This window comes from Streptomyces sp. SAI-170 (assembly GCF_049739565.1).
Lineage (GTDB): Bacteria > Actinomycetota > Actinomycetes > Streptomycetales > Streptomycetaceae > Streptomyces.
Genome location: NZ_JBMGQD010000001.1, coordinates 5,235,608 through 5,249,018, shown reverse-complemented (window position 1 = coordinate 5,249,018; position 13,411 = coordinate 5,235,608). Strand labels below are relative to the sequence as shown.

General features: G+C 70.5%; 13 protein-coding genes. 4 read left to right on the top strand and 9 right to left on the bottom strand.

Annotated features, from left to right (window positions below):
• Window positions 1–54: 54 nt before the first annotated feature.
• From RKD23_RS23485 to clpS, 4 genes are all read right to left on the bottom strand, one after another.
• The gene (locus RKD23_RS23485; protein WP_404047082.1) at window positions 55–477 is read right to left on the bottom strand and encodes a Mov34/MPN/PAD-1 family protein; all 423 of its coding nucleotides are present in this window, start codon (window positions 475–477) and stop codon (window positions 55–57) included.
• 146 nt (window positions 478–623) lie between these two features.
• Complete coding sequence (locus RKD23_RS23480) at window positions 624–2,042, bottom strand: amino acid permease (RefSeq protein WP_424855455.1); 1,419 nt, start codon at window positions 2,040–2,042, stop codon at window positions 624–626.
• A 351-nt stretch (window positions 2,043–2,393) separates the two neighbouring features.
• Window positions 2,394–2,987, bottom strand: a complete 594-nt coding sequence (locus RKD23_RS23475) for a DUF2017 domain-containing protein (protein WP_424855454.1) — start codon at window positions 2,985–2,987, stop codon at window positions 2,394–2,396.
• A 12-nt stretch (window positions 2,988–2,999) separates the two neighbouring features.
• Window positions 3,000–3,365: an ATP-dependent Clp protease adapter ClpS gene (gene clpS / locus RKD23_RS23470; protein ID WP_404047366.1), complete on the bottom strand. Its 366-nt coding sequence runs from the start codon at window positions 3,363–3,365 to the stop codon at window positions 3,000–3,002.
• A gap of 88 nt (window positions 3,366–3,453) precedes the next feature.
• Between clpS and RKD23_RS23465 the strand changes: the two genes are divergently transcribed.
• The gene (locus RKD23_RS23465; protein WP_424855453.1) at window positions 3,454–4,785 is read left to right on the top strand and encodes a nicotinate phosphoribosyltransferase; all 1,332 of its coding nucleotides are present in this window, start codon (window positions 3,454–3,456) and stop codon (window positions 4,783–4,785) included.
• Between the two features lie 83 nt (window positions 4,786–4,868).
• On the top strand, window positions 4,869–5,456 hold the full coding sequence (locus tag RKD23_RS23460; protein WP_404047093.1) for an isochorismatase family protein: 588 nt from the start codon (window positions 4,869–4,871) through the stop codon (window positions 5,454–5,456).
• On the opposite strand, the gene RKD23_RS23455 is transcribed toward RKD23_RS23460, so the two are convergent.
• Both RKD23_RS23455 and RKD23_RS23450 read right to left on the bottom strand, forming a co-directional pair.
• Window positions 5,449–5,811: a hypothetical protein gene (locus RKD23_RS23455; RefSeq protein WP_424855452.1), complete on the bottom strand. Its 363-nt coding sequence runs from the start codon at window positions 5,809–5,811 to the stop codon at window positions 5,449–5,451. The genes RKD23_RS23460 and RKD23_RS23455 overlap by 8 nt on opposite strands.
• A gap of 120 nt (window positions 5,812–5,931) precedes the next feature.
• Entirely contained in the window at window positions 5,932–8,277 is a 2,346-nt protein-coding gene (locus tag RKD23_RS23450; protein WP_424855451.1) for an immune inhibitor A domain-containing protein, read from the bottom strand.
• 359 nt (window positions 8,278–8,636) lie between these two features.
• Here RKD23_RS23450 and RKD23_RS23445 point away from each other — a divergent pair, with 359 nt between their 5' ends.
• Window positions 8,637–8,897, top strand: a complete 261-nt coding sequence (locus tag RKD23_RS23445) for a hypothetical protein (RefSeq protein ID WP_424855450.1) — start codon at window positions 8,637–8,639, stop codon at window positions 8,895–8,897.
• Between the two features lie 60 nt (window positions 8,898–8,957).
• On the opposite strand, the gene RKD23_RS23440 is transcribed toward RKD23_RS23445, so the two are convergent.
• Complete coding sequence (locus tag RKD23_RS23440; RefSeq protein WP_424855449.1) at window positions 8,958–9,653, bottom strand: RDD family protein; 696 nt, start codon at window positions 9,651–9,653, stop codon at window positions 8,958–8,960.
• Between the two features lie 87 nt (window positions 9,654–9,740).
• Entirely contained in the window at window positions 9,741–11,204 is a 1,464-nt protein-coding gene (locus RKD23_RS23435; RefSeq protein ID WP_424855448.1) for an RDD family protein, read from the bottom strand.
• A 253-nt stretch (window positions 11,205–11,457) separates the two neighbouring features.
• Here RKD23_RS23435 and RKD23_RS23430 point away from each other — a divergent pair, with 253 nt between their 5' ends.
• Window positions 11,458–11,934: an SsgA family sporulation/cell division regulator gene (locus RKD23_RS23430; protein WP_424855447.1), complete on the top strand. Its 477-nt coding sequence runs from the start codon at window positions 11,458–11,460 to the stop codon at window positions 11,932–11,934.
• A gap of 17 nt (window positions 11,935–11,951) precedes the next feature.
• On the opposite strand, the gene RKD23_RS23425 is transcribed toward RKD23_RS23430, so the two are convergent.
• The gene (locus tag RKD23_RS23425; RefSeq protein ID WP_424855446.1) at window positions 11,952–13,358 is read right to left on the bottom strand and encodes an FAD-binding oxidoreductase; all 1,407 of its coding nucleotides are present in this window, start codon (window positions 13,356–13,358) and stop codon (window positions 11,952–11,954) included.
• Window positions 13,359–13,411 lie beyond the last annotated feature (53 nt).

Below are 13,411 nucleotides of genomic sequence, written 5' to 3'. Positions count from 1 at the left end.
CGGGTCCCGGAGTGTGATCTCGCATGCTGGATGATTTCTGACCGGATAACGGAATCAGTAGGTCTCCACGATCCTGACCTCCTCTTCCGTCACCTCGCCCTCCACGATCCGGTACGAGCGGAACTGGAAGTCGCCGAGCCCGTCGGTGTCGGCCGTGGACACCAGGACGTAGTGCGCGCCGGGCTCGTTGGCGTACGAGATGTCCGTACGGGAGGGGTATGCCTCGGTCGCGGTGTGGGAGTGGTAGATGATCACCGGCTCCTCGTCGCGGTCGTCCATCTCGCGGTAGAGCTTGAGGAGATCACCGGAGTCGAACTCGTAGAACGTGGGCGACATCGCGGCGTTCAGCATCGGGATGAAGCGCTCGGGGCGGCCGGTGCCCGCCGGGCCCGCGACGACGCCGCACGCCTCGTCGGGGTGGTCCTTGCGCGCGTGGGCGACGATCTGGTCGACGAGGGCCTGGGTGATGGTCAGCATGTCCGAAAGGATAAGCAGAAGGGCCGTTCCGTACCGAGGGATGGTACGGAACGGCCCATATGCCGGACGTCCTGAGCGGCAGCCGCCCGGGGACTCCACGAGTGTCCCCGGGCGGCCGGACGTCCTGGGAGGAACGCCTGGGAAGGTCAGCCGACCTTCTCGAGCTGCGGCTCGCGGCGCTCGGCGACCTGCGGGTTGCGCGCCTTCAGCACGAACCAGCCGATGGTGAGGGCGGCGGCCCAGCCGGCCATGACGTACAGGCTGACCCGGGAGTCCTTGTCGTAGGCGATGAGGCCCGTGACGAAGAGCAGGAACGCGATGGCGACGTAGGAGCACTTCGCGCCGCCCGGCGCCGGGAAGGAGGAGGCCGGCAGCCGGCCCGCGTCGACCGCGCGGCGGTACAGGACGTGGCTGACGAGGATCATGAGCCAGGTCCAGATGCCCGCGCCGGTGGCGACGGAGGTGACGTAGCCGAAGGCCTTCTCCGGGACGATGTAGTTCAGGACCACACCGATGCCCATGAAGAGGACCGAGACGAAGATGCCGAGGGCGGGCGTCTTGGTCGAGGACAGCTTCTCGAAGACCCTGGGGGCCTCGCCGCTCGCGGCCAGGTTCCGCAGCATGCGGCCCGTGGAGTACATGCCGGAGTTGCAGGAGGACAGGGCGGCGGTCAGCACGACGAAGTTGACGATGCCGGCGCCGGCCGGGATGCCGATGACCGCGAAGGCCTTCACGAAGGGGCTGACGCCCGCCGCGAACTCGGTCCACTTCACCACGCACAGGATGACGGTGAGGGCACCGACGTAGAACAGCGCGATGCGCCAGGGCAGGGTGTTGATCGCCTTCGGGAGGGTCTTCTCCGGGTTCTCCGACTCGCCGGCCGTGACACCGACCAGCTCGACCGCGAGGTAGGCGAACATGACGCCCTGCAGGGTCATCAGGGACGAGCCGATGCCCTTGGGGAAGAAGCCGTCGAACTCCCACAGGTTGGAAACGGCGGCGGTGTCACCGGCGGAGCTGAAGCCGAAGGTGAGCACGCCGAGGCCGATCACGATCATGCCGATGAGGGCCGTGACCTTGACCATCGAGAACCAGAACTCCAGCTCACCGAAGAGCTTGACGGAGATCAGGTTCACCCCGAAGAGGATCACCAGGAAGACCAGGGCGGTGACCCATTGCGGGACGTCCGGGAACCAGTAGTGGACGTAGATCGCGGCGGCCGTCAGCTCGGCCATGCCGGTGACGACCCACATCAGCCAGTACGTCCAGCCGGTGAAGTAGCCGAAGAACGGGCCGAGGAACTCGCGGGAGTACTCCGCGAAGGAGCCCGAGACGGGGCGGTAGAGCAGGAGCTCGCCGAGCGCCCGCATGATGAAGAAGATGATCACGCCGGCCAGGGCGTACATGAGGATGAGACTGGGACCGGCCTTGGCGATGTTCGCCCCGGCTCCCAGGAACAGGCCGACGCCGATGGCGCCGCCGATCGCGATCATCTGGACCTGACGGCTGCCGAGCCCTCGCTCGTAGCCCTCTTCAGGAACCTCGGTGACCTTCTCAGAGGTCATGTGTAGTGCGCCTTTCTCCATGCCGATCAAAGGCCTCTCGTCGGCCTCGGATCGGGTCTCGATCCCCCCGGATTGATGGAGCTGAGCAGACTGTGCGGGCCTGCCCAATGCCTGGCCGGCGGTCGCCGGCTCGGTGGCGCACCCGGCGGAACAAGGGTGGTGTTCGCCGGGCGGTCGTGAAGATTTATCACGGCCGCAACATTGATCGCCCGGGCCGCTTGTGACGTACTACACAGGAAGAAGCGGACCAACCGGACATAAACGGGGCGTAAGTGTCCGTCCGTTTGACGGGATCGTTATCCGGATCTGAGCGTCCGCTGAGCGAACGCAACGCAGGTCACACCCGGACGGTCAGGGCATCAGGGTGGAGACGAGGGTCTCCTGCAGCCCGCCCAGCCAGAGGTAGGCCATCACCATCGGCTTGCGCGGGTCCTCGTCGGGCAGCCGGTAGAGCAGGTCGGTGTCGTCCTCGTCGGTGATGTCCAGCCGGGAGCCGATCGCGAGGCGCAGGTCGTTGAGCGCGCCCAGCCACTGCCGGGACTCCTCCGGCGACAGCTTCAGCACGGCCCCGCCGTCGCCGACGAGGTTCAGCGCGTCCAGCGACCGGATCACCGCGAGGGCGTTCTCCCGCTTGCCTGCCCGCAGGTCGTTCTCGGTGTAGCGGCGGAACTCGGCGGAGTGGGCCCGCTGCTCCTCGTCCTCGCCCGGCGCCTCGGGGTCGCTGTAGGCGTCCGGGAACAGCCGGCGCAGCACCGGGTCGGACGGGGGCTCGCTGGGCCCCTCGGCGAACAGCTCGGCGAGCGGGTCGGCGTCGTCGTCCTCGGCGGGGCCGGGGCCGATCAGCTCCAGGAGCTGCACGGCCAGCGACCGGATGATGGAGATCTCGACGTCGTCGAGGGCAACGGCCGCGCCGCCGCCGGGGATCGGTTCGAAGGTGCCAGGCATCGGGGAGGTCGTCTACTTCCGGTCCTGCTGGAGGGTGGCCCACAGTCCGTAGCCGTGCATGGCCTGCACGTCGCGCTCCATCTCCTCGCGGCTCCCGCTGGAGACGACCGCCCGGCCCTTGTGGTGGACGTCGAGCATGAGCTTGGTGGCCTTGTCCTTGGAGTAGCCGAAGTACGTCTGGAAGACGTACGTCACATAGCTCATGAGGTTGACCGGGTCGTTGTGGACGATCGTGACCCAGGGGACGTCGGGCTCCGGTACGGCAGAGACCTCCTCCGCCGACTCGGTGCGTTCGATCTCGATGGGAGCGGCTGACGTCACAGTCCCATGCTGCCATGCCCGCGATAAATCGTCACACTGACGAAATGGGGGTAGCATGCCCCGCATGCTGCATCCCCTGGGGGACAACCCCCAGACCCCCGGCCGACCTTCCGGGACCGGCCACGAGATGACGAGGAGAGCTGTCGTGGGCGTAGCGGACCTTGGGCTGCCGGTGGATGTTCCCTCGACGGCGCTCTTCACGGACCAGTACGAGCTGACCATGCTCCAGGCCGCCCTGCGGGCCGGGACCGCGGACCGCAGGTCGGTCTTCGAGGTCTTCACGCGCAGGCTGCCCGAGGGCCGCCGCTACGGCGTCGTGGCGGGCACCGGGCGGGTCCTGGACGCCGTCGAGAACTTCCGCTTCGACGCGGGCGTCCTCGCGTTCCTCCGTGAGCGCGGGATCGTCGGCGAGGAGACCTTGGAATGGCTGGCCGGTTACCGCTTCTCGGGTGACATCTGGGGCTACCCGGAGGGCGAGGTGTACTTCCCCGGCTCGCCGATCATGCGGGTCGAGGGCTCCTTCGCCGAGTGCGTGCTCCTGGAGACGGTCGTCCTGTCGATCCTCAACCACGACTCGGCGATCGCCGCTGCCGCCTCCCGGATGTCCTCGGCCGCGGGTGACCGCCCGCTGATCGAGATGGGCGCCCGCCGCACCCACGAGCTGTCCGCCGTCGCCGCCGCCCGCGCCGCCTACGTCGGCGGCTTCGCCTCCACCTCCGACCTCGCCGCGGGCTTCCGCTACGGCATCCCGACCGTCGGCACCTCCGCGCACGCCTTCACCCTGCTGCACGACCGCGAGCGCGACGCCTTCCGGGCCCAGGTGGACTCCATGGGCCGCGGCACGACCCTGCTGGTGGACACGTACGACGTCGCCGAGGCGGTCCGTACGGCGGTCGAGGTCGCCGGGCCCGAGCTGGGCGCGGTGCGCATCGACTCCGGTGACCTGCTGCTGGTCGCGCACCGGGTGCGCCAGCAGCTGGACGAGCTGGGCGCGACGAACACGAAGATCATCGTGACGTCCGACCTCGACGAGTACGCGATCGCGTCGCTGGCGGCGGCTCCGGTGGACGCGTACGGCGTCGGTACGCAGCTGGTGACCGGGTCCGGGCATCCGACCTGCTCGATGGTGTACAAGCTGGTCGCGCGGGCGGAGTCGGGCGATCCCAAGGCGCCGCTGGTGCCGGTGGCCAAGAAGGCGTCCGGCGGCAAGACGTCCATCGGCGGGCGCAAGTGGGCGGCCCGGAGGGTCGACGCCGACGGGGTCGCCGAGGCGGAGGTCGTCGGCACGGGGGCCGTCCCGGCGGAGCTGGCGGACCGGCAGCTCTTGGTCGAGCTGATCAAGGGGGGCGCTGTGGTGGCTCGTGAGCCGCTGGACGTCGTACGGGACCGGCATGTGGCCGCCCGGGACGGGTTGCCGTTGTCGGCTACGCAGCTGTCCCGGGGGGAACCCGTGCTTCCTACCGAGTATGTGCGCTGAGACCGTGTGAAGGCCCTCTCCCCTTGGCCGCCTCGAATCACTAGGCTTGCTTGTTTCCGGCCGTTCGTCGAAGGACATCCACCATGCGTCGCGCCTTGATCGTCGTCGATGTGCAGAACGACTTCTGCGAAGGGGGCAGCCTCGCGGTGGCCGGGGGTGCCGATGTGGCGGCGGCCATCACCGAGCTGATCGGACAGGCTCCGGCCGGCTACCGGCATGTGGTGGCCACGCGTGACCACCACATCGCGCCCGGCGGCCATTTCGCCGACAACCCTGACTACGCGCACTCCTGGCCCGCGCACTGTGTGGCGGGCACGGAGGGCGTCGGCTTCCACCCGAACTTCGCGCCGGCCGTCGCCTCGGGCGCGATCGACGCCGTGTTCGACAAGGGCGCGTACTCCGCGGCCTACAGCGGCTTCGAGGGCACCGACGAGAACGGCACCTCGCTGGCCGACTGGCTCAGAGCGCGGGAGATCGACGAGGTGGACGTCGTCGGCATCGCCACCGACCACTGCGTACGGGCCACCGCCCTGGACGCGGCCCGCGAGGGCTTCCGCACCCAGGTGCTGCTCGACCTGACGGCCGGCGTCGCCGAGGAGAGCACCGGCCGCGCCCTGGAGGAGCTGCGCGCGGCCGGGGTGGAACTGACGGGCAAGCCGGTCGTCAGCTGACCATGGGGCCGCCCGCGGGCTGCTGCAGAGGCCCGGCCGGGCGTCTGAGCAGGCTGCGGATGGGGTGCCAGAGCTCGCCGACGACGGTGACACCGTTGTCGGGGGCGGTGCGCCATATGAGGCCGTCCGGGTGGTGCAGGACGGCCGTGATCTCGTCCGGGGTCGGCGGGGCCGCGTTGCCGCGCAGGTAGACCGCCCTCAGGCCCAGATTGCGCAGCCTGGTCAGGGCGCGCGCCCGGTTCTGGGCGAGGACGAGGACCCGCACCGCGGCGGAGCCCTCGGCGGCGGGGCTGGGCAGGTTCAGCGCCACCACCACGCTGCCGTTCGGCAGCTTGCAGAAACCTCCTGCGGCCATGCAGTCACACCCCCGTGCGCACCGGTGTCAATAAGAAATCCACAGCACGCACCTAAACACGATCGGCGGCAACCCGCCAGGGGTTACCGCCGATACGCCTGTGACCTGCAGAGATGCGGTTTACTTCACCGCGGGCGACACCTGGAGCAGGATCGAGGAGCCGTTCGTGGCCTCCTTGAGGATCCGGATCTTGGTGTTGGTGTCAGTGATCTTGACACCCACGCGCGGGTTGTTCACGTCGTAGTAGCTGTGCAGGTGGTCGTTGAAGATCGACACACCCTTCAGCGACGGGACGGTGGTCGCCTTGTCCGCCTTGTGCAGCGTGATGCTGTCGGTCGGGTAGAGGCTGAACGGCGAGTCGTAGGACTGCATGCGGGCACGCATCAGGGTGCCGTCGGACCACTTCAGCTGGGCCGGGTGGGCGTCGATGGGCAGCAGCAGACCGGCACCGGGGTGCTGGCTGGTGTTGTTGTCCGTCTGCGAGGTGTCCCACTTCCAGATCAGCAGACCGTTCTGGTACGGGTAGTGCTCCACCCAGGACGGCTTCGAGGCGAAGCCGAAGTTGTACGGGCCGACCTTGAGGGTCTTGTCGTACGACACGTACTGGCGGTTCTCCGCGATGTAGAACTGGTCGTACTGCGCGGTGAAGGAGGCGCCGACGCGGTCGAAGCCCTTCTTCGCCCAACCGGCGTCGTCGGTCTCGGCGTTGTCCGTGAACAGCGCGGTGCCGTCGGCGACGACGGAGATGTTGTCGGCGGTGAAGCCCTTCAGCGAGGTGCCGCCGTCCGTCTGGTAGCGGAAGCGCAGGTCGAACTTCTTGCCCGCGTAGGCGTCCAGGGAGTACGACAGCTTCTTCCAGCCGTCGACCGTGCCGGTCAGGGCCGGCTTGTCGCTGCCGTCACGGGTGATCGGCTGGCCGTCCACCGTGCCGTCCAGGACGGTCCAGTTGGTGCCACCGTCGGTGGACACCTCGGCGTAGAGGTAGTCGTAGTCCTTCTCGATCTCGTACCAGCCGTCGAGGTTCAGCGCCGCCGACGTCTTGCCGGTGAGGTCGACCGAGCGGGTGAGGGTGTTGCGCAGGTCGTCGCCGCGACCGCCCCACCACTGCTTGGTGCCGCCGGCCGGGGGGACGATCTCGGTGGTGACGGCCTTCTTGGGCAGCTTCACCACGAGCGCCTGGGCGTTGCGGTTGTTGTACTCGGCGACGCCCAGCTTGTGGCGGGAGTTCTTGCCGGCCGTGGCGGTCTCGAAGTCGAGCCAGCCGAGCTGCAGCTTGTCCCAGGCGGTCATGTCGCCGGGCATGTCACCGATGGTGTCCTTGCCCGTGCCGAGCCAGGAACCGGAGGACATCAGGGTCCAGAACCCGGTGGAGTTCTCGCCGCCCTGGGTGTCGTAGTGGTCCGGCAGACCGAGGTCGTGGCCGTACTCGTGGGCGAAGACACCGAGGCCGCCGTTCTCCGGCTGGATGGTGTAGTCGCCGACCCAGACGCCGGTGGAGCCGATCTGCGTGCCGCCGAGCTTGTTGCCCTCGGGGCCGGTGGCGCCGGCGTCGGTGCCGAAGGCGTACCAGCGGTGGGCCCAGATCGCGTCCTCGCCCTGGGCGCCGCCGCCCGCGGACTCGTCCTCACCGGCGTGGACGATCTGGAAGTGGTCGATGTAGCCGTCGGCCTCGTTGAAGTTGCCGTCGTTGTCGTGGTCGTAGCGGTCCCACTGGTCGTAGCCGGCCAGCTTCGCCTTGATCTCGGCGTCGGTCTTGCCGGCGGCCTTCTGGCCGGCGACCCACGCGTTGACGCCGTCCTGCACCGCGAACCAGGCGCAGTTGTCCGGGTCGCAGGCGTTGGAGCCGTAACGGGCCTCGTTGTACGGGACCTTGACCCAGTCCTGCACCTCGCCCTCGACCGAGTAGCGGCCCGAGGACTGCTTCTCGTAGTAGGTCTTCATCGAGGCGGTGCCGTGGCCGAAGTACAGGTCCTGGAAGTGCTCGCGGCTGTAGTCCGCCTGCCAGGCCGTGCTGTTGTCCTCGGCGCGGTTGGGCTGCTCGATCTTGTTGTGCAGCGGGCCGGGCGTGCCGCCGTAGCGGCTGTCGACCTGGTCACCGAACTCCACCAGGATGGTGAAGATCTTGTCGGTCTTCTCCCGGCCGAGCTCGACGTACTTGTCGCCGCGACGGCTCTCCAGTTCGACGACCTGCGAGCCGCCGCGGTTCTGGATTTCCGCCTTGCCGGAAATGACCTGCTTCAGGGCTTCTTCGCGCTGAGCGGCCTGGGTCTTGCTGAACGGGCCCTCGAGGTCGTGCTCCTGCTCGAGAACCTTGGGAGCCGCCGGGTCCCGGCGGTCGGCGGCGGGTGCCTTGGGGGCACCGGCCGAGTCGGCCTGGGCCACGGCGAACGTCGAGAACGTCGCGGTGGCCGCAGCGAGCGCAACGGCGGTCGCCGCGGCTCTGAACGTCCAGGGTCTGCTGGTCACTTGAGATCCTCCCCCGCGTCCGCGCGCACGGAAGGAAGGGGTCCTGGTCATGGATGGGCGCCCGCGCGCGTGATCAACGCGTGTTCAAGTGACGACATTGGACTAGAGGTTGCGCGGAAAAGACAGATCTTGACTTGAGCAGGTCAAGTGCACTATGCGGAACCACCGCCTCGCTCAGCGAACGCCGGGTCCGACTTCCCGTCATATTCAACGGGCGCATGCATATGTCCAGCTGATGGACGGCATGACTCGGTGCGCCCCCTGTGCACCGGCCCTGTAGGGAAGGTCACGCTTACCCCCCGTTCCGGTCGGGCATGCAGGCGGTGAGCCTTGCCCCCGCTTCCGAGGACACGATTGCCATGCCTCGTCCGACTGCCGCACAGCTCGTCTACGGTTCGTGCACCGTGATCCTGTCCACGCTCGCCATGCTGCTGCTGTCCGGGGCCGGTTCGGCCGCGGGTGTCGCGGTGGTCGCCGCCGTCGCGCTCACGCTCGGGCTGCTGGTCTCCCTGGCCGTGCCGGCGCGCACGCCCGCGCGGCCGACGCGTCCGGCCGCGGCGACACAGCCGTCGCCCGCCCAGCAGGAGCCGGTGGCGGCGTCGGTCGCCGCAGACAACTGACGGCACGGACAAGCGAAAAGGGGCAGCTCGACCTGATCCACCCCTTTTCTTCCCGCTGGTTCAGCCGTTGGTGCTGACCACGACCGTCTTGGCCGCCTTGTCGTGCAGGCCCTGCTTGTAGGGCTTGTCGAAGAAGCTCCAGCCGCCGCAGATCGCGGTCCACAGACAGGCGCAGCAGAACGCGAACGGCACCCACAGCACCACCGAGCGGATCAGCGTGGCCTGCACCGAGGGCGTCGCGCCGTTCTCCAGGTTGGCCACCCGCATCCTGAGCCACTTCTTGCCGAGCGTCTGGCCCGTCCTGGCGATCATGAAGGTGTCGTACGCGATGTAGAGGACAGCCGCGACCAGCGACTGCCCGAAGGACTTGCCGACCTCGACGTCGTCGGCGTCCACGTCGTAGTTGTCGACGCCGAAGCCCCAGGTGAGCAGCCACACGACGACGGCCACGAGGATCATGTCGACGATCCTCGCGAGGGTGCGCCTGCCGCTGTCGGCGAGCGGCGGCATGCCGGCCAGCGGGTCGGCCGGGTACCCGCCCCCGCCGTAGGCGTCACCGCCGCCGTAGGGGCCACCACCGCCGTACGGGCCCCCGGGGGGCGGGGGCTGACCGCCGTACGGGGGAGGCTGCGCGCCACCGCCGCCCGGCGGCACGTCGTACGGCGAGCCCGAGCCCTCACCGGGCGGGGGCTGCTTCCTGAACGGGTCGTCCTCCGGCGGCTGGCCGCCGGAGCCGGGGGGCGGTTCGGTGCTCATGGCCCGAGTGGACCGCGAGGCCCCCGGCGGCGCATCCGGCGCGCGGCCGTCCGGGCTACCCGGCCGTCCGTGCTACGCCGTCCGTCGCTACCCGGCCACGAAGGTGTGGGCCACCTTGTCGTGCCAGCACTGGCGCCACGGGCGGTCGAACAGGCCCCACAGGACGCCGATCACGCCGAAGCAGAGCAGGCCGGGGACGCTGTAGACCAGCCAGCGGCGCAGTGCGGCGCCGAAGGCGGGGGGCTCGTGCGCCTCGATGTCGCGCACCTCCAGGCCCAGCGCCCGCTTGCCGAGCGTGCGGCCCCACTTGGCGGTGGGCAGCGCCTCGTAGAGGACGCCGGTCAGCAGCAGGACGGCCAGCACGACGCCGAGGTACGCCGACGTGGTGCCGTCCAGCAGCCAGACGGTGACCGTCTGCCCGGACAGCTTGGCCTCGTCGATCTTGCCCTGGACGTGGTCCAGCGCCTTGGTGCCGAGGGGCACGGCGGCCGCCGCGGTGACGCCCGCGACGACGACGGTGTCGATCAGCCGGGCCGCCAGCCGCTTGCCGAGCCCCGCCGGGCGGGCCGAGGCCTGCCGGCGTGCCGCCGCCTGGAAGATGTCCTCCACGGGCGGCTTCCAGGGCGCGACGGGCTGCTCCTCCCCCGGCCCGGCCGCGAGGCGGTGCACCTGCTGCGCCCAGGACGACTGGCTCCCGCCGGGGCCGGTGGTGAGCGGGGAGCCGACCGCCACCGGGGAGGGCTGCGGCGAGCCCACCGACTGCGGGGGAACGCCCGGGGTGGGCTGCGGGGCCGAGGGCGCGGGGGCGGACTGCGGGCCGGAAGGCGCAGCACCGTCCTGGGCGTTGCCCTGCGGAGTGGCGGCCGCTCCCGTGGGGCCCTGGCCCGCGGCCCGCTCGGCGGCGGCCTTGCCCGCGCCGAAGCCGGGTGCTCCCGCGCGCGGGGAGACGGCCCGGAAGGTCATGGTCCCCTCGTCGGAAGGACCGGGACGGGAACCGGCCCCCGCCGAGGCGGCACCGGAACCGCCGGCCCCGCCCGCGAAGCGAGGGCCGCCGCCGGGGCCGTCGGTGCCGGGGGCACTCGTACCCGAACCGGTGACGCCCGGACTGCCGGCCGGGCCCGCCGGGGGCTGCTCGCCGCCCGCCGTCGGGCGGCGGAAGACGAAGGTGTTGCCGCTGTCGGCGTCGGGCGCGTCGGCGGGGACGCGCGGGTCGGCGCCCGAGGCGCCCCAGGAGACACGGCGGTCCTGGTCGCCGCCGAAGCCGGACTGCCGGCTGCGGTCGGCGCCCCACGCGGAGGCCGGCTCGGCCGGAGTCTGCTCCGGTTGCGGGTCCTCGTCGAAGAAGTGGGGGCCGGTCTCCTCCACGGCGGGCGGCGGCGTCGCCATGCCCGGCGGCGGTGCGAGCGGCTCGCCGTCGGACGGCGCCGGGCGGCTGGTGCCGGGCACCCAGGCAGAACCGTTCCAGTAGCGGACGTATCCGGGAATGGAAGGGTCCGGGTAGTAGCCCTCGCGGGGCCGGTCGTCACCGGGGGCCGGGGTTGGGGCGCTCATGTCCGTCGTCCCGTATCTGCTCGGGGGTCGTATGGGGGCCTCCACATCTATCAGACGCGCGCAACCGGCAGGGCCCGTCCCGCAGGACCGACTCCTTTCCGGGCAACGCCGTACCCCGTCTCCACGCAGCCCGGAAAAAAATTTCTCAGAACCCGCGTAATGCTCCGGGCCCACCCCGCTCTCCACTCGTACGGGCCCGCCCCTGGGCCAGCGTGAGACCCGTACGCCAGACCCGTACGAGGAAGGAACGGACATGCACAACACCGTCGTGGAGCGCGAGCTGGAGCTCAAGCTCATCCTGTCGCCCGAGCGCAGCATCCCGGTCCCTGCCCGGCTCGGCTACCGCACCGACGACCCGTTCGCGGTGCAGATCACCTTTCACATCAACTCCGAGCACCCGGTGCACTGGACCTTCGCCCGTGAGCTGCTGGTGGAGGGCGTCTTCCGGCCCTGCGGGCACGGGGACGTGCGGGTGTGGCCGACCAAGGTGGCGGGGCGCAGCGTCGTGCTGATGGCGCTCAGCTCGCCGGACGGCGACGCCCTGCTGGAGGCGCCCGCCGCGCAGGTGTCGTCCTGGCTGGAGCGCACGCTGCGGGTGGTCCCGCCGGGCTCCGAGGCGGAGCAGCTCGGCATCGACGACGGCCTCGCCGAGCTGCTGGCGCCGACTCCGGCCGACGACCTGTGGCTGCGCGACCCGTGGCCGTCGGACGAGTCGATGGACGGGGAGTGAGCCGTCGGCCCGGTGGTTCAGAACACCTTGCCCGGGTTGAGGATGCCCAGCGGGTCGAAGACCTGCTTGATCTGCCGCTGCATCTCCACCCCGACGGGGCCGATCTCGCGCGCCAGCCATTCCTTCTTCAGGACGCCGACGCCGTGCTCGCCGGTGATGGTGCCGCCGAGTTCCAGGCCGAGGGCCATGATCTCGTCGAAGGACTCGCGGGCGCGCCGGGACTCGTCGGGGTCGGTGGCGTCGAAGCAGACGGTGGGGTGGGTGTTGCCGTCACCGGCGTGGGCGACGACGCCGATGGTCAGGGCGTACTTGTCGGCGATGCGCTCGACGCCCGCGAGCATGTCGCCGAGTCTGGAGCGCGGTACGCACACGTCGTCGACCATCGCCGTGCCCTTGAGGGCCTCCAGCGCGGTCAGCGACAGCCGACGGGCCTTGAGGAGCAGCTCGGACTCGGCGGGGTCGTCGGCGGGCACGACCTGGGTGGCTCCGGCGGCCTCGCACAGGGCGCCGACGGCGGCGAGGTCGGCGGCCGGGTCGTGGCTGTCGAACGCGGCGAGCAGCAGCGCCTCGGTGCTGTCGGGCAGCCCCATGCGGGCGAGGGCGTTGACCGACTTGACGGTCGTACGGTCCATCAGTTCGAGGAGGGACGGGACGTGCCCGTCGGCCATGATGCGGCAGACGGCGTCGCAGGCGGCGGCCGCGGAGGCGAACTCGGCGGCCAGCACGAGCTGCTGGGGCGGCTGCGGCTTCAGGGCGAGCGTGGCCCGGACGACGACGCCCAGCGAGCCCTCCGAGCCCACGAACAGGCGGGTGAGGTCGTATCCGGCGACGCCCTTGGCGGTGCGGCGGCCGGTGGACATCAGGCGGCCGTCGGCGAGTACGACGTCCAGGCCGAGGACGTACTCGGCCGTCACGCCGTACTTCACACAGCACAGGCCGCCCGAGGCCGTGCCGATGTTGCCGCCGATGGTGCACATCTCCCAGCTGGAGGGGTCGGGCGGGTAGGCCAGGCCGTGTTCGGCGACCGCGCGGGAGAGGGCGGCGTTGACGACGCCCGGTTCGACGACGGCGATGCGGTCGACCGGGTCGATCTCCAGGATGCGGTCCATCTTGGTGAGGGACAGGACGATGCAGCCGTCGGAGGCGTTGGCCGCGCCGGACAGGCCCGTGCGGGCCCCCTGCGGGACGACGGGGACGCGCAGTTCGGTCGCGGTGCGCATGACGTGCTGGACCTGTTCGACCGTGCGGGGCAGGACCACCACGGCGGGGGCGCCGGCCGGGCAGAAGCTCGCCATGTCGTGGGCGTAGGACGCGGTGACGTCCGGGTCGGTCAGGACGGCCTCGGCCGGGAGGCCCGCGCGCAGCCGGTCGGTGAGGTTGCCCTGCGCCTCGTCGGGCGCGGCTTCGATACGGCTCATGATCACAGCCTGGCACCCGGGGCCATCGGTGTGAACCCCGCGGGCGGCGCCCCTGGGCT